Raw genomic sequence first — 19,196 nt, forward strand, 5'->3', positions numbered from 1 at the left:
TATGCCCCCTTCCCCCGAATGCCCCGGTTGAATCGAGCCGTACGGGTCAGGGGCTCAGGTGCGTTCCGGCTGCTCGAGGCCCAGCCGCACCGCACGCTCTACGGGCGAGTACGCGCCGTCGTGGCGGTCCAGGTCGAGCGGGCCCACCGGCACCAGCGGCGGCTGTGCCATGAATCGCGGGACGGTGCCCCGGTGGGCCTGGGCCGCGTGGATCAGGAACGGATGGCAGAGGTAGACGTCACCGGCCCGGCCGGTGGCCAGCGCGAGCGGCCGGTCGGGGGCATCGAGCCGACCCGCCCCGTCCATCTCCGAGCAGAGGGCGAAGAGGTCCGCGCCCGCGTCACCGGCGGGCCGCAGGAAGGACGGGACGTCCAGGTGGGAGCCGACCTTGATCCTGGTCGGCGCGGTGGCGGTGTCGACGTCGGAGAAGAGGAACAGCATCAGCAGGGCCCGGCCGCGGGAGGTGACGTTGACCCGGTATCCCGTCTCGCCCTCGGCGGTGAAGCCGCCGTCCATGTGCCAGCCGTCGTCGCCCGGTGCGGCCGGGTGCGGGAAGCGGACGGGGAAGGTGCCGAGACCGACGCGCGGTGTCCAGCGGCCGGGGCCGACGAGCTGGTCGAAGGCTCCGTGCAGGCGTTCGGTGGTGGCGGCCCGCCGGAAGGGTTCGTCCGCGTAGCCGCCGAGTCTGACGACGGGCTCGGTCCAGGTTTCCGGATCGTCCGGGTCGAGCCCGGTCTCGCGCCACAGGAACGCCCGGCACTCGTCCGCCAGTGAAGGCGCAAACGCCTCGGGTAGATGCACGAAGCCGTCCGTGACGAACCGTTCGACCTGTTCCGCCGTCAGTACGTTGCCCATGCGGCCGATTCTGGGCACTTCCGGCCGAGCCCGGCAACCGGATTCCTGGCGGCACGGGCTGGTCCGGTCCGCCCGACTAGTTCCGTACGAGGAGCAGCGCGCCCGCGATCACGACGCCGAGGCCGACGGCGAGTGCGCCGTGGGCGAGGCGGTGGCCGCGCAGGACGGGCAGGAAGCGGTCGGCGGCGTAGCGGCCGGGGCCGGTGAGCGCGAGGGCGGCGGCGCCGGTGGCGAGCAGGATCTCGTACTCGACGCCCTGCGGGGCGAAGAAGGAGCCGGCGCCGTGGACGGCGATGGCGTTGATCATGGTGCCGACGACGGCGGCGCCCGCGAGCGGGGTGAGCAGCCCTGCGGCGAGGCCGAGGCCGCCGAGGGTCTCGGTGAGCCCGGCGATCGCGGCCATGGCATCACCCGCCGGATATCCGCTGGCGGTGAAGAACTTCCCGGTGCCGCTGATGCCGCCACCCCCGAACCAGCCGAAGAGCTTCTGGGTGCCGTGGGCGGCCATGGTCAGGCCGAGGACCAGGCGCAGGAGGAGCAGACCGACGTCGTGGCCGGGGGTGGAGAGGGCGACGGGGGCGACAGAAGCAGCGGACGACGGCGCGGCGACGGAGGTACTGGTCGTACTGGTCATGGGGACGGGGGCCTTCCGGTCGGACGGACAGCAGGAAGCGGCTGTTGTTCAAATTCAAACAACCTCCGTCGCACCCTAACCGCGGATCATGCGCTGATTCAAATTGGAACGATCCGTGTAGGCTGATCCCGTGGCTGAGACGAGATGGCTGGACGACCGCGAGATGCGCGCCTGGGAAGGCTTCCTGGCGGCTTCCGCACTGGTCAACCGCCGCCTCGACCAGCAGCTCAAGGACGATTCGGGACTCTCCCACCCGCAGTACGAGATCCTCGTGAGGCTCGCCAGGGCCCCCGAGGGCGAACTGCGCATGACGGAACTCGCCAACGGGCTGATCAACTCCAAGAGCGGCCTGACCTACCAGGTCACCCAGATGGAGAAGACCGGCCTGGTCCGCCGCCGCACCTGCCCCTCCGACGTCCGCGGGGTCTACGCCGTCCTCACCGAGACCGGCCGCGCCCGACTGGCGGAAGCCGCGCCCGGGCACGTGGCCAAGGTCCGCGAGGTACTGGTGGACGTGCTCACCCCGGAGCAGCTCGACGTGCTCGCGGACGGACTCGGCGAGGTCAGCCGGCGGCTGCGGGAGCAGGGCGCCTGATGGACGCGACGACGGCCTGGCTCGTCGTGGCGGCAGTGCTCGCGGCCGGCCTGGCGGTCACCGCGGCGGTCCTGCTCGTACGGGTCTTCGCGGCCCGCAAGCTCCTGCGCGACGCGGGGATCCCGCTGCGCGACAAGGCCCTGTTCTGGGCGGCCGTGATCTACACGATCTCCCCGGTGGACCTGATCCCGGACCCGGTCTACCTGGACGACATCGGCATCCTCCTCCTGGCCCTCCGCTCCCTGCACGCAGCAGCCTCAACGGCCTCCGCGACCCGCCCGGCGAAGGAACTCGACGCGGCTTAGCGCCGTCCGCCTCATCGCACCCCTCGCGTGCGGAACTGGACGCTGATCCGGGGGCCCACCGCGCGGGCGGTCTTGGGGATGGCGTGTTCCATGGTGCGCTGACATGAGCCGCCCATGACGACCAGGTCGCCGTGGCCCAGCGGGAGGCGCAGGAGCGTGGGGCCGCCTTCCCTGGGGCGCAGGGTCAGGTCACGGGGGTCGCCGACGGAGAGGATCGCGACCATCGTGTCCTCGGTCGCCGAGCGGCCGGTGCGGTCTCCGTGCCAGGCGACGCTGTCGCGGCCGTCGCGGTAGAGGCAGAGCCCCGCGGTGGCGAAGGGCTCACCCAGCTCGGGAGCGTAGTGGCGGCTCAGCGTGTCGCGCGCCTCGGTGAGGGCGGGGTGCGGGAGCTGCTCGCCCTCACCGTAGAAGGCGAGCAGCCGGGGCACGTCCACCGTGCGCTCGTACATCTGTCGCCGCTCGGCATGCCAGGGCACGTCGGCCGCGAGCCGTTCGAACAGGGCGTCGGCGCCCGTCAGCCAGCCCGGCAGGTGGTCCACCCAGGCGCCCGCACCCAGCTCCGTGCGTCGCGGAGCCAGGCGGGGGGCGAACCGGATCTCGTCGCCCTGGTCGAAGAGCGAGCCCTGGAGTGCGTGCATGGATCCAGCGTAACGCTAAATTCGAACACACGCCCGAATGAGAGGCCGGGGCTGGGGCTACTTCAGGTACGGGCCGGCGGCGCCCACCTGGCCCGGGGCGGCGTTGCGGCCGCCGAGGTCCAGGACGTAGACCCGTAGGTTGCCCTTGCCGGGGGCGGCCACGGACAGCCTGCCGTCGGTGACGGTCCGTACGTCGCCGGTGACCGCGTCCTTGTACGTGCCGTTGGGGATGCCCGTGTACGTGGCCTCGCCGGTGACGGCGACCAGGGCGAAGCTGTCCACGCCGGTGGCGGTGTCGGTGTAGCGGCGCTTGAAGGCCATCCCGCCCGATATGCCCTCGGTGGAGTACTGGCCCATCTGGAGGGCCGGGACGGCCCGGCGGATCTCGTTCAGCCGCTGGAGGTGTTTGACGAGCGGCGATTCGAGGGTGGCGGCGACGGCTCCGGTGGCGGTGGCGACCTTGGAGAATCCGGAGGCGGTGACCGATCCCGCGATCTTGTCCCCGTAGTAGGCCCGGCCGGTGGTGGCGAGCGGGCAGGTCGGGCCGCAGTCGATCTGCTTTCCGGCCTGGAACTCGATCTCCGAGCCGTAGTACAGGGTCGGGATGCCGCGGAAGGTCCACATCAGGGCCATGTTCTCGGCCCAGGCGTCCGTGCCGCCGGCGTAGCGGGTGGAGGACTTGCCGGGGCCGAAGTCGTGGCTGTCGACGTAGACGACGTTGTAGGTGGCGTCGTTGTAACTGTCGTCGGAGTCCTTGCCGTTCTGGAAGGCGTTGTTCGCGTCCCCGAAGTTCATGTGCATGCGCATGTCGATGACGTTCATGCCGGAGAACATGCTGTGGTCGGGGGCGTGGTAGAGGTTCCCGCTGAGGAAGGCGTTGGTGCTGGTCGGCTGCTTCGCCGGGTCGTTGTCGCCCGTGTACTGCTGGACGGCGGCGGTCGCGTCGTCCGCGCTGTACGTCGCGGACTCCTTCCACGTGTAGTACTGGGCGGACTGGTTGGCCGATCCGCGGTTCCACTTGTCGTTGACGAAGGAGCCGACCTCGCCGAACACGTAGAAGTCGTTGGCCTTCTGGGCGCCGAACTGCTGGGCCACGCGGGCCTGGATGGCGGGCAGGAAGCGCCGGTTCCAGGTGACGCGGGGGATGTGTACGGCCGTATCGATGCGGAAGCCGTCGACCCCCATGTCGATGTACTTGTCGTAGGCCCCGATCAGGTAGTTCTGGACGGTGGGGTTCTCGGTGTTGAAGTCGGCGAGGTCCTCGTGGATCCAGCAGGAACGGGCGTCCTCGCCCTCCCAGTTGCCGATCCAGCACTGGTGGTAGAGGGCCTTGGGGAACATGCCGGAAGTGGGGCTGGGCCACTGGCAGTTGTAGACGGTGTAGCCCTCGGCGCTCTTGTTCCCGGTGGGCACGCCCCAGTTGAGGCAGGTGTTGCCGGCCGGTTCGGCGGTCGACCAGAGGTCGCCGTTGTAGTACGACTTGCCGCTCTTGGGGTCGACGGTGAGGCCGTCGTACTCGAAGCCGGACTGCTTCTCGTCGTAGTACCAGGACCACTGCGCGTCGCGGACCCCGTAGACGGTGGGGGTGAACAGTCCCTTGGCCCCCCAGCGGGAGCTGTGGTTGTAGACCACGTCCTGGTAGATCTTGATGCCCTTGGCGTGCGCCGCGTTGATCAGGTCCTGGTAGGAGGCGCCGGCCGACTCCAGGCGGGGGTCGACCTTGTAGAAGTCGTAGCCGTGATAGCCGTGGTAGTCGTAGTCGGAGCGGTTCAGGACGACCGGGGTGATCCAGACCGCGGAGAAGCCGAGGGCCTTGACGTAGTCCAGCTTCTCGACGAGACCCTTGAAGTCCCCTCGGAACATGGGGTCGTTGTTGGCCGCGTTGCCCGATTTCACGTCCTGGCTGCCGCCGCGGTTGTTGGAGCTGTCGCCGTCGTTGAAGCGGGCGGTGAGCACGAAGTAGATCGGGTCCTTGCGGGGGTCGCCGCCCAGCGGGACGGAACCGGCCGGGGCCGGGGGCCGGGTGCCGGTGGTGGCGGAGGCCGGGGCGGACGCGGCGGAGAGGTTCCCGGCGGCGTCCACCGCCTTGACCGTGTAGGTGTAGGCGGTCCGCTCCTCCAGCCCGGATTCGGTCAGGACCGTGGAGGCCACGCTGGTGACGACGGCGCCCCCGGCGCCCCCGGTGCGCGTGACCTGGTAGCCGGTCACACCCCGGTCGTCCGTGGCCGCGTCCCAGGTAACGACGGTGGACACGTCGGTGGCGGCGGCCTGGACGCGGGCGGGGACGGTGGGCGCGGTGGTGTCGGGGACGGCGGCGGCGCACGGGTCGGCGGCGTTCGCGGTGACCTTGGCCTCCTTCACCGTGGAGAGGCCCGGGCCGAGGGCGTAGTTCTTGCCGCTGTTGTTGTCCCAGATCCCGTTGCCGTTGTTGAAGGTCGCCGCGAGTCCGGAGGCGGAGCCGAGGGCCACCGTCTTCTTGACCCAGCCCGCACAGGCCGGGTCCATGCCGACGCCGGGGACGGTGGTCCAGGAGCCGCCGGTCGGGGCCCAGTGCAGGTTCACGGTCGGCCAGCCGACGGCGGTGGTCGAGTAGTAGACGGTGGCGGTCGCGCCGGTGCCCGTGCCGGTGCCGGGGTCCGCGGCGCAGGGATCGCTGTGGGCCACGACCCCGTCCTTGACGGTGATCACGCCGGTTCCCAGGGCGTAGTTCTTGCCCCCGTTGTTGTCCCAGGTGCCCTGGCCGTTGTTGAAGGTCGCCTGGAGACCGGCGGCCGCACCGAGGCTGACGGTCTTCTTCACCCAGTCGGTACAGGCGGCCTCCATCCCGGTGCCGGGGACGGTCGTCCAGCTTCCGCCGTCGGGGGCCCAATGCAGGTTGTACGCAGTCCAGTTGCGGGTCTTGGTGTAGTAGAAGACCGTCGCCGTGCTGTCGGAAGCCGCGGTGGCGGTCGTAGCAGTCGCAGTAGCAGTCGCAGCAGCGGCGGTCGCCGCCGCGGCGTGCGGGGCCACCGGCAAGGCGGTGGCCAGACATCCTCCGGCGACGGCCAGGGCCAGCGCCGTCGAGCGCCCTCCGAGGCGGCGTGGGCGGCGTGATCGCGTAGGTGATCTCAAGGTCTGCTCCTCGAAGCGGGGCCCAACAGCCCTGCGGCTTCGCGGCATTGAAAACTTGCCGCAAGGTTTTGCGCGAGGCTACTGGCCGTGTCACCAGCGCGTGAAGCCCTTGTGAACCAGAAATGTCGCGACCTCACCCGCCATCGCGGCCCTCACCCCACCCTTATCGGGAGAAGCTGAGCAATCCCTTGCAGAAAATTCCGAAAACGACGAAGCCCGGTCCGGCTGCATGCCGGACCGGGCTTCGGGTGACCGCTCCTGTCGCTACTGGCGACCGCCCCGCAGCGTCTCGATCTCGCGGCGTTCGCGCTTCGTCGGGCGGCCCGCGCCACGGTCGCGGATACCGACCACGGCCGCCTCCACGGGGGTCGGCGGCGGCGGGCTGTTGTCGATCAGGCACTCCGCGGCGACCGGCGGGCCGACCCGCTTCGTCACCGGGCGCTGGACCACGACGATGCGCTCCCGCCCTGCATGGAAGAGGCGCACCTCGTCCCCGGCCCGCACGGACTGCGCCGGCTTGGCGCGCTCACCGTTGACCCTCACGTGACCCGCCCGGCAGGCCGCGGCCGCGATCGCCCGCGTCTTCGTCAGCCGGACCGACCAGATCCACACGTCGACCCGCGCCGATCCCGTCCCCGTGGTTCCTTCTTCAGCCATGCCCCGACTTTAGCCATCCCGACCGGCGAAAGCGGAACAACTTTTGGCGGTTACCACAAGGCGGGTGGCATCTGCCATGTACATCATCCCAATGGAATTGCAAATGCCGGACTGATGCCCCTACCTTGTCGCACATGCAGTCCTACACCATCGGTCAGGCGGCACGCCTGCTGGGCGTCAGCCCGGACACCGCACGCCGCTGGGCCGACGCCGGCCGAGTCGCGACCCACCGCGACGAGGGCGGCCGCCGTCTGATCGACGGCCGCGCCCTGGCCGCGTTCTCCATCGAGGTGGCCCAGGGTGCCCACACCGAGGACGGGGAGACGTACACCTCCGCCCGCAACGCCTTCCCCGGCATCGTCACCGCCGTCAAGCTCGGCGATGTCGCCGCGCAGGTCGAGATCCAGGCGGGTCCCCACCGCCTCGTCTCCCTCCTCACCCGCGAGGCCGTCGAGGAGCTCGGGCTGGAGGTCGGCATGCAGGCCACCGCCCGCGTGAAGTCCACCAGCGTGCACATCGACCGCGCCTGACCCGAAGAGGATCGCGTCCCCACCCGCTCCGCCCGTCCCCACCCGCTCCGCCCGTCCCCGGCGCGGGTCACCACCACGCCGGCCCGGCACCAGGCCGGCCGCCGACCCGACCGAGGAGCACCAGCTCATGTCCCCGATCCTGCCGCTGAACCGCCGTACCGCCGCCTTCGCCCTGACCGCCGCCCTGCTCGTGCCGGCGCTCGCCGCCTGCGGCAGCAACGACGACAAGAAGACGGACGCCGGCGCCTCCGCGAGCGCCTCCGTCTCGGCCTCGGCCGAGCCGAAGGCCGCGAACCTCACCGTGCTCGCCGCCTCCTCCCTCACCGACGTCTTCAAGACGGCGGGCGCCGCGTACGAGAAGTCCCACCCGGGCACCAAGGTCACCTTCTCCTTCGCCGGTTCGCAGGAGCTCGCCGCCCAGGTCAAGCAGGGCGCCCCGGCCGACGCGCTGGTCACCGCGGACACCAAGACCATGGACGGCCTGAAGGCCGAGACCAACGACCCGGCGATCATCGCCAAGAACCGTCTGGTCATCGCCACCGGCAAGGGCAACCCGTTCAAGATCGGCGGCCTCAAGGACCTCGCCGACACCAAGATCAAGGTCGTGCTGGCCGCGCCCGAGGTCCCCGTGGGCCGCTACAGCAAGCAGATCCTCGACGCGCAGAAGATCGAGGTCAAGCCGGTCTCCCAGGAGCCGAACGTCCGCGCCGTGCTGAGCAAGGTCGAGCTGGGCGAGGCGGACGCCGGCCTCGTCTACAAGACCGACACCCTCAAGTCCGGTGACAAGGTCGCCGTCGTGGACATCCCGGACGCCGAGAACGCCGTGGCCTCCTACCCGGCCGCCTCGCTCAAGGGCTCCAAGAACGCCGAGGCCGCGGCCGCGTTCGTGGCGTGGCTGAGCACCCCGGAGGCCCAGAAGATCCTCCAGGACGCGGGCTTCCAGAAGGCGTAACCGCCGACTGGTGCCTGTGAGGGAGAGGGGCTGCCCGGTCCGGGGGGACGGGCAGCCCCTCTTCTTCATGTCCGGGTGCTCGCGCCCGCGCACTACGCTTCACCCGCCGCCACAGCTTCCCAGCCAGGAACCCGATATGAGCAGACTCCGTACCCACCGCGCCCGGCCCCCCGTGGCCCTCGCGCTCCCCGCGCTGCTCGCCGTGGCGTTCCTGCTGATGCCGCTGATCGGCATCCTCAGCCGGACCCGGTGGAGCGAGCTCGGCACGCACCTCACCAGTCCGGGTGTGGTGGAGGCGCTCAGGCTCTCGCTGCTGGTGTCCCTGTGGGCCCTCGGCCTCTCGCTCGTCCTCGGGGTGCCGCTCGCCTGGCTGTTGGCCCGCGTCGAGTTCAAGGGCAAGGCACTGGTGCGCTCGCTCGTCCTGCTCCCCATGGTGCTGCCGCCCACCGTCGGCGGCGTGGCCCTGCTGCTCGGGTTCGGGCGGCGCGGGCTGCTCGGCCCCTGGCTGGAGGGCACCTTCGGCATCACGCTGCCCTTCCACACTTCGGGCGCGGTCCTCGCGGCCACCTTCGTGGCGATGCCGTTCCTCGTGATCAGCCTGGAGGGCGCGCTCGGCGGCCTCAAGCAGAGCTACGAGGAGACCGCGGCCTCCCTCGGTTCCACGCCGGTCCGCGTGTTCTTCACGGTGACGCTGCCGATGGTGGCCCCGGGGCTGATCGCCGGAGCCGCGCTGACCTGGGCCCGCGCGCTGGGCGAGTTCGGCGCCACCATCACCTTCGCGGGCAACCTGCCCGGCACCACCCAGACCCTGCCGCTCCAGGTCTACTTGCTGCTCCAGGACCAGCCCGAGGCCGCCACCTCCGTATCCCTTCTGCTGCTCGCGATCGCCATGGGCGTGCTCATCGGCCTGCGCGGCAGGTGGACGGGGACTCCCGTCGCCCGCGCCTCCGCCGAAGCACCCGTGATCGCCGAGGAGGCGCCCGGTCCGCACCCGATGGACGGCGTGGCTCCGGCGGGTGCACCGGACTCCGCGGCTCCGGGCAAGACGGCTCCCGGCAGGACGGCGGCCGCCCCGACGGATCAGGCCTCCGCGCCGGCGGCCCCCGCCTGGCCACTGCACGCCACGGTCACCGGTTTCAACGAGCTCACCCTCGAAGCCGAGCCCGGCACCACCATCGCCGTCGTCGGCGAGAACGGCGCGGGCAAGACCACCCTGCTCCGGGCCCTCCTCGGCCTGACCCCGCGCGCCCACGCCGAACTGAAGCTGGGCGGCCTCGACGTCACCGCGCTTCCCCCGCACCAGCGGCAGGTCGCCTGGGTCCCCCAGGACGGAGCCCTCTTCCCCCACCTGAGCGCGCTGGCCAACACCGCGTACGGGCTGCGCGCCCGCCGGGTACCGCGCGCGCGGGCCCGCGCCGAGGCGCAGGACTGGCTGGACCGGCTCGGCGTCGGCCACCTCGCCCACCGCAAACCCGCCCAGCTCTCCGGCGGCCAGGCCCAACGCGTCGCCCTGGCCCGCGCCCTGGCCGCCCGCCCCCGGCTGCTGCTCCTGGACGAACCCCTCGCCGCCCTCGACCAGACCACCCGCGCCCACGTCCGCCACACCCTGCGCACCCACCTCGCCGGCTTCGGCGGAGTCTGCCTGATCGTCACCCACGACCCCGTCGAGGCGGTCTCCCTCGCCGACCGCGTCCTCGTACTGTCCGACGGCCACACCCTCCAGGACGCCCCGCCCTCCGAAGTCACCCGCCACCCCCGCTCCCCCTGGGTGGCCCGCATGCTCGGCCGCAACGCCTGGCCCGGGACGGCGTCGGCGGACGGACTGGAACTCGCCGGCGGTGGCCGCCTGGTGGTGGCCGAGGCGCTGCCCGCGGGTGCGCAGGCGCTCGCGATCATCGCCCCGGAGGCGGTGTCCGTGCACCGGGACCGTCCGAGCGGCAGTCCCCGTAACGTCTGGCCCGGCACCGTGCGGGAGATCACCTCGGTCGGCAGCCGCCTGCGCGTGCTGATCGGCTCGGCGCAGGCCCCCGACCTGGTCGCGGAGATCACCCCGGAGGCGGCGGCCGAACTGGGCATCGTCGACGGCGCCGAGGTGTGGACCAGCGTGAAGGCGACCGAGGTCACACTCGTCCGCCTCTAGGCCGTGGCCGTCGCCGTCGCCAGGGCCCTGACCGGCGGAAATCGGCTGGCCAGGGCCGATGTCACCCCGTAGCGTGCATGTCCATGGACCCGCTCAACGACCAACAGATCCGCTCGTCCTTCGTGAACTGCACCAAGGGCGAGGCCGCCCGCATGAAGCTGCCGGCCGACTTCGCCGAACTCCCCTGGCAGGACCTCGACTTCCTCGGCTGGGTGGATCCGGGCGCCCCGCAGCGCGCGCACCTCGTACGGCCCGCGGCGGACGGCGGCGCCATCGGCATCTCGCTGCGTGTACCGTCCGCGAACCGCGTGGGAGGCTTCAAGTCGAGCATCTGCCAGATCTGCCTGACCGGCCACGCCTCCTCCGGTGTGACCCTCCTCGTCGCCCCGCTCGCGGGCGCCCGCGGCCGGGAGGGCAACACGGTCGGCACGTACGTCTGCGCCGACCTCGCCTGCTCCCTCTACATCAGGGGCAAGCGGCAGCCGAAGCTGAAGACCAGGGGCTTCGAGGAAACACTGACGGTGGACGAGAAGATCGCCCGCGCCCTCGCGAACCTGGACGCGTTCACGGCCAGGATCACCGGCTGAGCCGTGGGTGACCAAGGGGGACGGGAAGGGGGAGGCGGAGGCATGCGCATAGCGCAGGAGGACGTGTTCGATCCGCAGGAGATGTTCGAGCTCTACGACTCCGTCGAGTGGGTGGGCTACACCCGTGACGTCGACAAGCTGTGCCGCGGCCTCGCCAACTCGCACCTGGTCATCACCGCCCGGGACGAGTCCGGCACCCTGCTCGGGCTCGCCCGCACGGTCTCGGACGACGAGAGCATTTGCTACGTCCAGGACCTGCTGGTGAACCCGAGGTTCCACCGCCAGGGCATCGGCCGGGCCCTGCTCGAACACCTCAAGGCCCGGTACGCGCACTGCCGCTTCTTCCTGCTCTCCACCGACCACGAGTCGACCCCGCAGGGCCAGAAGAACGCCGCGTTCTACCGCAGCCTCGGCTTCCTCTCCTACGAGGAGAAGCGCATGGCAGCCTTCGGCCTCCCCCGGGTCCGGACCACTTGATCCCCCGCCACGGCACTAACCGCCGGACGGCAGTACCGAGAGCCAGTCGCCCGGTGCGAAGGGGTCCGCGCCGATCAGGGTGCGGGCCGTGTGCGGGGTCGCGACCGTGAGGACGCCCTCGGTGCGGCCGGCCGCGAAGCGGGGGGCGTCCAGGGTGATGACGGCGGCCCGTTTGCCGGTGGTGCGCCGGAACTCCGCCAGGTAGTGCAGCTCCAGGGCGGCCTCCTTGCGGTCCACGGCCTGTGGTGCGTAGGGCTGTACGACGGCCACCGCGCCCGTGCCCGGCTCCCGGGCGGCGGTCGCCAGAGCGGTGCGCAGGGCCTTGATCCGTGCCAGGCCGCCGCCTTCGAGGGTGCGGAGCCCGGCTTCGAGCGACAGGAACCGTACGCCGCGGTGGACGAAGGCGGGGCGGGCCGGGTCGGGCAGTGCGAAGTCTGCGCCCGGGGCGGCGACCGGGGTGGCGACCGCCGCGGACTGGACCGTAAAACGCCAGGGCCTGGCCCGCACTTGGGCTGCCGTGGCCACGATCGGATCCGGAGTGACGGCCGTACGGACGTACCCGGTCGGCGGAGTCCGGGCCGTCAGCGTGTCCAGCAGCAGCCGCGCGGGGCGCGGGCCGGCGGCGGCCGAGAGCCGGGTCACGGCGTACGGACGCTCCGCCGTCGCCGGGAGCGGGAGGTTGATCTCCCGCCAGCCGGTCCAGTCCACGGCCGGCCCGCGAAGCGTGAGCGCTCCCCCGTCCGCGTCGGCGAGTTCCACGGCGGGGCGGGCTCCGGAGCCGTCGCCGTCGACCCAGAGCGAGAGCGAGCGGGCCAGCTCCGGCACGGGAAGCGGCCGGGGCGGGGTCGCGGCGGTGCTCGACGCCGGGTCCGGGGTCTGCGCGGCGGCGGGGAGCGTGAGGGCGAGCCCCCGGCCGGGGTGGCCCGGCGCCGGGGCGGTCCCCCGGCCGGTCCACCGGTCGGCGTCTTCGAGGTCAGCGAGCGACCTGTCCGACAGCCCCACGCCGAGGGCCAGTTCGGCCGTCGCGGTGCGGTTCCCCCGTACGGCGGCGCGCAGTTGACCGGTGGCGTGCGGAACCCGGGCGGTCACGGTGAAGCCGCCGCGTCCGTCTTCGGTGACGCTCCACCGCGAGCGGTCGAACTCCAGCGCCACGTCCCGGGGTTCGACGGTGGCGGCGGCGCCCTGCGCGTCGTAACCGGTCAGGGCGAACCGGGCGCTCTCCCCCTCCTCCGCGAACCCGATCCGGTCCGGGGTGACCCGGACCCCGGCCAGCGGGCCGAGGACCTCCAGGCCGAGGGTTCCGTGGGCCGCCGCACCCCGGGCGTGCACGTCGACCCGGCCGGGGCGCAGCCCGCGCAGCACCCCGGCGGGGTCGATCCGTGCGCGGTCTCCCTCGGCGGACCAGACGGGGGCCGCCCCGGCCGGTCCAGCCGGTCCAGCCGGTCCAGCCGGTCCAGCCGGTCCGGACACGGGGCCGAGCGCGGAGTCGTACGGGGTGGCGGTGAGGGTGCGGCTGAGCCCGGGGAAGAGCCGGGCCGTAGCGCCGCCGAGGCCGCCCAGGGGCTCCACGCGGTACCCGGCGGCCCGGCCGGAACCCGCCGGGGCGGTCAGTACGAGCCCATTGGGGACCGGGCGGAGGTGACCGTCGGACGGGGAATTCTCCAAGGTCAGGGCCTTGTCGCCGGTCAGGGCGGCGAGCAGGGTGGAGGATCCGCCGCCGTCCAGGTTGAGGGCCTCGTAGGCGCCGAGCCGGAGCATCATCCGGCCGAGCGCCGTCAGCGTCAGGCCTCCGCTGTCGCGCTGGCGGCCGTCCACGGTGATCAGGCGCAGCCACCGGCCGTCGCGGGAGAACCCGGCGGCGGTGCGCGGGGCGGCGGTGTTGTTCGGCTCGCCGTCGTGGTTCTGCGCGACCCCGGCCACGACGAGCGCCTCCCGGCCGCCGACGGCGCCGACCGGGAGCGGGCCGCCCCCGGGCACGGCGGGCCGGGCGGTGACGGTGACGGCGTCCCCGGGCCGCAGGGCGGCGAGTTCGGTCGCCGCAGCGCCGCCGGCGACCAGCAGGGTGGTACCGGGTGCGGGGCGCTCCCGGCGCGCGGGCCTGCGTGCGGCCGCCCGGACGGCGGCCACCTTGCCTTCGCGCAGTTCCACGGCCGGGCCGAGCGGCGGGAGTTCGGCCGCCGGCCAGTCGGCGGTGTAGGCGGCGAAGCCTTCGGCGGGCGGCCGGGCGGTGTTGTATCCGGCGAGCGGGCGGACCGCGCCGCCGGGCAGGGTGACGCTCCCGTCCAGGGCGATGCGCAGCACCCGGCCGATGCCGTCGGCGCCGAAGGCGACCGCCTGGCCCGCGCCCGGGGAGGCCGAGTGCAGCAGCCGGCCGGCGCCGATGCCGGGGCCGAGGGGGGCGCCCGTACCCCGGATGTCGAAGAAGTCTCCGTTGACCGCGGCGACCACGCGACGGCCGGGCCCGGCGGGGTGGCGGGCGGCGGAGTCGGCGACGGTGGCGACGCCGCGGCCCCCGCCGGCCCCCAGGTACTCGGCCCGCGCCCCGGGAGCAGCGCCGGAGCCGCCCGGACCGCCGAGGTCTACGTCGAGCTCGTCGATCCGCAGCCACCGGTCGGCTTCGAGCCGGTCGTACGATTCCAGCCGGATCCCGGGGGCGACCTGCCGGGAGGTCCGGGCGGTCTCGATGCCTCCGGCGTCCGGCCCGACCGCGGCGGCGTGGCCCGCCGGGGCGACGAGGAGCACGGTGAACAGCACGGGCAGGACGGGCAGGAGCGGGCGCAGGGTCGGCACCCAGGCAGGATCGACCCACCCAAGGCATACAACCCGACAAGCACAGCACGACCCTCGCGTGAATCAGCCATTTGACCGGATCTGCACCCATCGGCTCCCATCGGAGCCCATCAACACCCATCGGTACCCATCCGCACCCCGTCACGCCTCTGACCTCGCAAAAGGCCATTGGACGTGGCTCCGGCGCTGACATATGTTCAACCGCGCCCGCGGAGCAGTGGGCCCTTCTCCGTAGGTCACGCGTTCCCGTGGGGGGTACCACCTCATGTCCTTCAGCCCGCCCGGCTCACCGCCCAACTACGCCTCAGAGCCGCTCCCCATGCTGCGCTCGCCGCGGGGCCTCGCGACGGCGACGACCGTGCTGCTCGTGCTGACCGGCGTGATCAGCCTGGTCTCGGCGGGTTTGAGCCTGTACGTCAGCGCGACCGCGGGCACCGGGTCGTACACGGGCCCCCTCCCCGCGGAGACCCTGCCGGAGGGCCTGATGATCCTGGGCACCCTCCTCCAGCTGCCGCTGATGCTCGCCACCGCGGTCCTGTTCGTCATCTGGTTCCACCGCGCCTACGGCAATGCCGAGATCTTCAACCCGGGTGCGGTCACACGCTCCCAGGGCTGGGCCATCGGTGCGTGGTTCATCCCCGTCGGCAATCTCTTCATCCCCTACACGATGTCCAAGGAGATGTGGGCCGCCAGCATCCAGCTGCGCAAGGACGGCTCCTACCGGTCCGTGTCCCAGGCCCCCGTCACGACCTGGTGGCTCACCTGGGTCGCGGCGCTGGTCGCCGACCGGATCTTCACCTACCTGTACGACGGGGCCGACACCTTCGAGGAGCTCTCCGGCGCCGCCGCGGCCGGTGTCCCGCAGGGTCTGCTGCTCGCCGCCGCGACCGTCCTCGCGATCCGCTTCGTCCGCAAGCTGACGGCCCTGCAGACCCTCAAGGCCGCGCAGGGCCCGTACGAAGCCGCGTAGTCCTCACACCACCCGGGGACCGGGACCGCCGGGACCGCCGGGACCGCCGGGCGCGCCGGGACCGCCGGGCGCGGAGTCCGGCCCGGAGTCCGGTGCGGAACCCGGCCCGGAGCCCGGCGCGGGCGGCCGGACCGGGATGGTGAACTCGCACCACACGCACTTCCCGCCGCCCCGCGGCTCCACGCCCCACGCGTCCGCCAGCCGGTCCACCAGCAGCAGCCCCCGACCCGACACCGCCCAGTCGCCCGCCTCGCGCTGCCGCGGCAGGGCGCTGCTGGTGTCCTCCACCTCGATCCGGATCCGCCCGTCCGGGGTCAGCCGCATGCTGACCTGGCCGACCCCGTCCGTGTGGACCAGGGCGTTGGTCATCAGCTCGTCCGCCGCCAGCTCGATCTCGTCGGCCTGGTCCCACGCGCCCCAGGCCGCGACCGCCGCCCGGATCAGGTGCCGGGCCATCGCCGGGGCGTCGCGGTCTCCGGGGTTCAGGCTGTGGCGCAGCGGACCGCCGCCGCGCGGGGCGGGGGCGCCGCGGCGGCGCAGCAGGAGCAGCGCCATGTCGTCCCCGCCCCCGGAGTCGCCGACCAGGTCGCACAGGACGTCGGCGAGTTCCTCCACGTCGGCCGGTCCGCTCCGGACGGCCTCCATGAATTCCCGCATGCCCGTCTCGGTGTCCTGGCCGGGCCGGTCGGTCAGGCCGTCCGTGCACAGCAGCAGGGTGTCGCCGGGGTGCAGGTCCAGGCTGGTGACGGGGAATCCCGTACCTGCGGCGCGGCCGTCCGGCGGTTCATTGGCCGGCAGGCCCAGCGGCAGACCGCCCACCACCTGGATCCGGTGGCAGCTGCCGTCACCGCGCCGGACCACCGGGTCGAGGTGCCCGGCGCGCACCATCCTGCAGGCGCCGGTGGTGAGGTCGATCTCGGCGTACGTGCACGTGGCGAACCGTTCCGTCTCCAGTTCCCGGAGGAAGGCCGAGGCCCGGGCCATGGCCGCGCCCGGGGTGTGCCCCTCGGAGATGTACGCGCGCAGCGCGATCCGCAGCTGCCCCATGACCGCGGCGGCGTCCGTGTCGTGCCCCTCCACGTCGCCGATCATCACGCCGACGCGGCCGCCGTCGAGCGGGATCACGTCGTACCAGTCGCCGCCGATGTCCCGCCCCATCCGGGCCGCCCGGTACCGTACGGCGATCCGCGCCCCCGCCACCTCCGGTATCCGGCGCGGCAGCATGGCCCGCTGGAGGCCCTCGGCGAGATCGTGCTCCTGCTCGAAGAGGATGGCGCGCTGGAGGCTCTGGGCGATGCCGCTACCGAGGGCCATCAGCACGTTCTGCTCCTCGGCGGTGAAGTCTCCGTCCCGCGTGTAGAGCAGTCCGAGGGCGCCGATGGGCCGCCCCTGGGCGATGAGCGGCAGGTAGACCCCGCTGCGGACGTCGAGCGGCTCGATGTACGGCCACAGCAGCGGGTAGCGGCTCTGGAACTCCTCGCGGGAGCCGAGGTAGACCGGCCGCAGACCCCGTACGGCCTCGCTCAGCGGCAGCGGGGCGTCGATCCGCGTGTACTCGGTCTCCGGGACGTACGCGCCGAGCCGCCCCTCCGCGACCAGGTGGATGCGGCCGCCGTCGACCACGCCGAGCATGACGCTGACCGCGCCGAGGTGGCTCAGGGCCTCGGGGTCCTTGAGGATGTCGGTGACGTCGTTGACCGTACGGGCGTGCGCGAGGATCGCCGTGGTCCGCTCGACGACCCCGGTGAGCCTGCGCCGGCCCTCGTCCCGCTCCCCGCCGGCCCCGGGCTCGCCCGGGTCGTGGACGGCGTCGCGGATGATCCCGATGATCCGGTACGGGCGCCCGTGCGGGTCCCGCAGGATGTGGCCCTGGATGTGGGTCCAGCCCGGGGAGCCGTCCCGGGCGCGGCTGCGGACGTAGGCCCCGTAGTGGCTGCGGCCGCCCTTGAGCGCCTGCGCGACCCGCGCGTCGAGCCGGGTCTCCTCGCCGGAGGCGAGTCGGGGGCGGAGCCCAGCGGGGGTGCCGCTGAACTCCTCGGGGCGCAGATCTACGACCTCGAGAGCGGTGGCGTCCAGATACATCTGCCCGCTGTCGAGGTCCCAGTCGAAGGTGCCCATGCGGTTGAGCGCGAGGCTCGTGTCCGGTCGGGCGGGCCACTCGACCTGAGGGGTCACTCCCCTTTCGGCCACACCCTCAGGGTCTCACCCTTCGGGCGGGCGCGCCGTTCGCGGGGCGGCGGGCGTACCCGGTGTTCGCGGCGTCACCTCGCCGCCCCGCCTCCTCGCCGCCCCGCCTCCTCGCCGCCCCGCCTCCTCGGCGTTCGCGGGCGTCGCGATGCACACAGGACGGGGCCGGCGTGTCGGGCGCATCATCACCCTCCGTATGCGCTAGCCGCCTCTGCTTTCGGTCATATCCCCACGAAAAAGGACCAAAGTCCTGGCCTGTCGTGACCTTTACCGAATGGACGACTTATACGATTTCGCGAAGATTGATCAGCTCATGATCATCTTTAGCGGCGTCAGAAGCCCTCCGACACAGGGACGTTGACGCCACGGCTGTGTGGGGTGTGGCTTGTCGCAAGAGCCGAATACGACCGGAGGCCCGGCCGACGGAAGGAAGGGAGGGGCGGAGGGAGGGACGCGGGAACAGCAGGACGGGGCCCCGTCCCCGGACCGGATATCCGCCGCCCCCGGCGGCTCCGTTGACGCCCGGGACCCCGGTGGGGCCACCGGCCCACGGACCGGCCGCGGCAGCCTCGTCGTGCGGCCGTACCGGGATCCGCTCGTCCTCGGCCCGCTCTTCCGCGACGAGACGGCGGCCACGGCGGCCGAAGCCCCCACCCGTACCGCGGGCGGCAGCGGCACCCCCGGCGGCCCCCGCGTCCCGGGGGCGCAGGCCTCCCGCGGCGGCGGCCCGTCCCCTGCGGCGGCGGCCGGAACTCCGGAATCCGACACCCTCCGCCAGCCCGCCGTCCGCGGGTCGATACCCCGGCCCGCCTCACCGGTGGCCCCGACACCCTCCCCTCCGACACCCTCCCCCCGGACACTGCCCGCCGTGCTCGATCCCGAGCTCACCGAACGCCCCGCGCGGGCCTGTTCCGGATGGTGGGCCCTGGCCGTCGCCGTGCTCGCCACGGGCGGCGGCGCCGCCCTCGCCCGGTACGAGGAGCTCCGCCCCTCCACCTCCCCCGCCGAGGCCTGGCCGCTCGCCCTCTTCGCCGGCTGCGCGCTCCTCACCCTCGCGGCCCTCGCCGGACTGCGCCGCGGCCGTACCGGCCACGCCTGGTCGCTCACCCTCTTCGGACGCTACCGGGGCACGATCCGGCGCACCGGCCTCGTCTGGTCCAGCCCGCTGCCCCGGCACGCACGGGTCGACGTACGGCTGCGGCACTGGCGCAGCGAGCCGCTCTGCGTCGTCGACGCCGAGGGCACCGCACTGCGGTCCGTGGTCCTCGTCGTATGGCGGGTCAGGGACACCGCCCGCGCACTGCTCGCGGTGGACGACCACACCTCCTACCTGCGCGGGCAGGTGGAGTCCGCGGTCGCCCGGGTGCTCTCCCGGATGCCCGCCGACTCCTTCGGCCCGGCACCCGCCGAACCGGAGACCCTGCGCGACACCGAGGCCGTGGGCGACGAGCTGACCCGGATGCTCGCCGCCGAGTGCAAGGCCGTGGGCATCGAGGTCTTCTCCGCCCGGCCGTTGAACGTGGAGTACGCGCCCGAGGTCGCCGCCGCGATGCAGCGCCGCCGGATCGCCTCGATCGACGCCCGGCACCGGGACTCCGTCCTGACCTCCGTCCTCGACGCGGTCGACGACACCGTTCACCGGATGTCGGACCGCGGGCTCGTGGGCCTGGACGACTACGAACGCAAGGCCCTGGTCAAAGACTTGACCGTGGCCTTCTACACGGCGCGCGGCCCTGCCGTCGACGCCCACTGAAGAACACCCCCGAGG

General features: G+C 72.8%; 16 protein-coding genes. 9 read left to right on the top strand and 7 right to left on the bottom strand.

Annotation, left to right across the window (positions count from 1 at the left end):
• Positions 1–54: 54 nt before the first annotated feature.
• Together OHU74_RS03770 and OHU74_RS03775 are read right to left on the bottom strand one after the other, a co-directional pair.
• A complete protein-coding gene (locus OHU74_RS03770) occupies positions 55–855 on the bottom strand; it encodes a phytanoyl-CoA dioxygenase family protein (protein ID WP_371614561.1) in 801 nt (266 codons plus the stop codon).
• A 76-nt stretch (positions 856–931) separates the two neighbouring features.
• Positions 932–1,489, bottom strand: coding sequence for a DoxX family protein (locus tag OHU74_RS03775; protein WP_371614562.1), 558 nt, complete (start codon positions 1,487–1,489; stop codon positions 932–934).
• Positions 1,490–1,619: 130 nt separating this feature from the next.
• On the opposite strand from OHU74_RS03775, the gene OHU74_RS03780 reads away from it, so the two are divergent.
• Both OHU74_RS03780 and OHU74_RS03785 read left to right on the top strand, forming a co-directional pair.
• Positions 1,620–2,084, top strand: a complete 465-nt coding sequence (locus OHU74_RS03780) for a MarR family winged helix-turn-helix transcriptional regulator (protein WP_371614563.1) — start codon at positions 1,620–1,622, stop codon at positions 2,082–2,084.
• The gene (locus tag OHU74_RS03785; protein ID WP_371614564.1) at positions 2,084–2,389 is read left to right on the top strand and encodes a YkvA family protein; all 306 of its coding nucleotides are present in this window, start codon (positions 2,084–2,086) and stop codon (positions 2,387–2,389) included. The genes OHU74_RS03780 and OHU74_RS03785 overlap by 1 nt, the downstream gene beginning before the upstream one ends.
• An 11-nt stretch (positions 2,390–2,400) precedes the next feature.
• Here the strand turns inward: OHU74_RS03785 and OHU74_RS03790 are convergent, their stop codons facing one another.
• The 3 genes from OHU74_RS03790 to OHU74_RS03800 all read right to left on the bottom strand — a co-directional run bounded on the left by OHU74_RS03790 (position 2,401) and on the right by OHU74_RS03800 (position 6,795).
• Complete coding sequence (locus OHU74_RS03790; RefSeq protein ID WP_371614565.1) at positions 2,401–3,027, bottom strand: alpha-ketoglutarate-dependent dioxygenase AlkB; 627 nt, start codon at positions 3,025–3,027, stop codon at positions 2,401–2,403.
• Between the two features lie 57 nt (positions 3,028–3,084).
• Complete coding sequence (locus OHU74_RS03795; protein WP_371614566.1) at positions 3,085–6,138, bottom strand: carbohydrate binding domain-containing protein; 3,054 nt, start codon at positions 6,136–6,138, stop codon at positions 3,085–3,087.
• Between the two features lie 264 nt (positions 6,139–6,402).
• Complete coding sequence (locus tag OHU74_RS03800) at positions 6,403–6,795, bottom strand: RNA-binding S4 domain-containing protein (RefSeq protein ID WP_371614567.1); 393 nt, start codon at positions 6,793–6,795, stop codon at positions 6,403–6,405.
• 134 nt (positions 6,796–6,929) lie between these two features.
• On the opposite strand from OHU74_RS03800, the gene OHU74_RS03805 reads away from it, so the two are divergent.
• From OHU74_RS03805 to OHU74_RS03825, 5 genes are all read left to right on the top strand, one after another.
• On the top strand, positions 6,930–7,325 hold the full coding sequence (locus OHU74_RS03805) for a molybdopterin-binding protein (RefSeq protein ID WP_371614568.1): 396 nt from the start codon (positions 6,930–6,932) through the stop codon (positions 7,323–7,325).
• Between the two features lie 127 nt (positions 7,326–7,452).
• Entirely contained in the window at positions 7,453–8,277 is an 825-nt protein-coding gene (modA, locus tag OHU74_RS03810; protein ID WP_371614569.1) for a molybdate ABC transporter substrate-binding protein, read from the top strand.
• A gap of 136 nt (positions 8,278–8,413) precedes the next feature.
• On the top strand, positions 8,414–10,417 hold the full coding sequence (locus tag OHU74_RS03815; RefSeq protein ID WP_371614570.1) for an ABC transporter permease: 2,004 nt from the start codon (positions 8,414–8,416) through the stop codon (positions 10,415–10,417).
• 83 nt (positions 10,418–10,500) lie between these two features.
• Complete coding sequence (locus OHU74_RS03820) at positions 10,501–11,004, top strand: FBP domain-containing protein (protein WP_371619556.1); 504 nt, start codon at positions 10,501–10,503, stop codon at positions 11,002–11,004.
• A 42-nt stretch (positions 11,005–11,046) separates the two neighbouring features.
• Positions 11,047–11,481 (top strand): GNAT family N-acetyltransferase, encoded by a 435-nt coding sequence (locus tag OHU74_RS03825; RefSeq protein ID WP_371614571.1) that lies wholly within the window; start codon positions 11,047–11,049, stop codon positions 11,479–11,481.
• Between the two features lie 15 nt (positions 11,482–11,496).
• Here OHU74_RS03825 and OHU74_RS03830 read toward each other — a convergent pair whose 3' ends face one another.
• The gene (locus OHU74_RS03830; RefSeq protein WP_371614572.1) at positions 11,497–14,271 is read right to left on the bottom strand and encodes a phosphodiester glycosidase family protein; all 2,775 of its coding nucleotides are present in this window, start codon (positions 14,269–14,271) and stop codon (positions 11,497–11,499) included.
• 265 nt (positions 14,272–14,536) lie between these two features.
• On the opposite strand from OHU74_RS03830, the gene OHU74_RS03835 reads away from it, so the two are divergent.
• Positions 14,537–15,241 carry a DUF4328 domain-containing protein gene (locus tag OHU74_RS03835; RefSeq protein WP_371614573.1) on the top strand — a complete coding sequence of 235 codons (705 nt, stop codon included), beginning with the start codon at positions 14,537–14,539 and terminating at the stop codon, positions 15,239–15,241.
• Between the two features lie 3 nt (positions 15,242–15,244).
• Here the strand turns inward: OHU74_RS03835 and OHU74_RS03840 are convergent, their stop codons facing one another.
• Complete coding sequence (locus OHU74_RS03840) at positions 15,245–17,359, bottom strand: SpoIIE family protein phosphatase (RefSeq protein WP_371619557.1); 2,115 nt, start codon at positions 17,357–17,359, stop codon at positions 15,245–15,247.
• A gap of 643 nt (positions 17,360–18,002) precedes the next feature.
• Here OHU74_RS03840 and OHU74_RS03845 point away from each other — a divergent pair.
• Complete coding sequence (locus tag OHU74_RS03845) at positions 18,003–19,181, top strand: SPFH domain-containing protein (RefSeq protein WP_371614574.1); 1,179 nt, start codon at positions 18,003–18,005, stop codon at positions 19,179–19,181.
• Positions 19,182–19,196: the final 15 nt, after the last annotated feature.

Origin of the sequence: Streptomyces sp. NBC_00454 (assembly GCF_041434015.1) — a bacterium.
Taxonomy (GTDB): domain Bacteria; phylum Actinomycetota; class Actinomycetes; order Streptomycetales; family Streptomycetaceae; genus Streptomyces.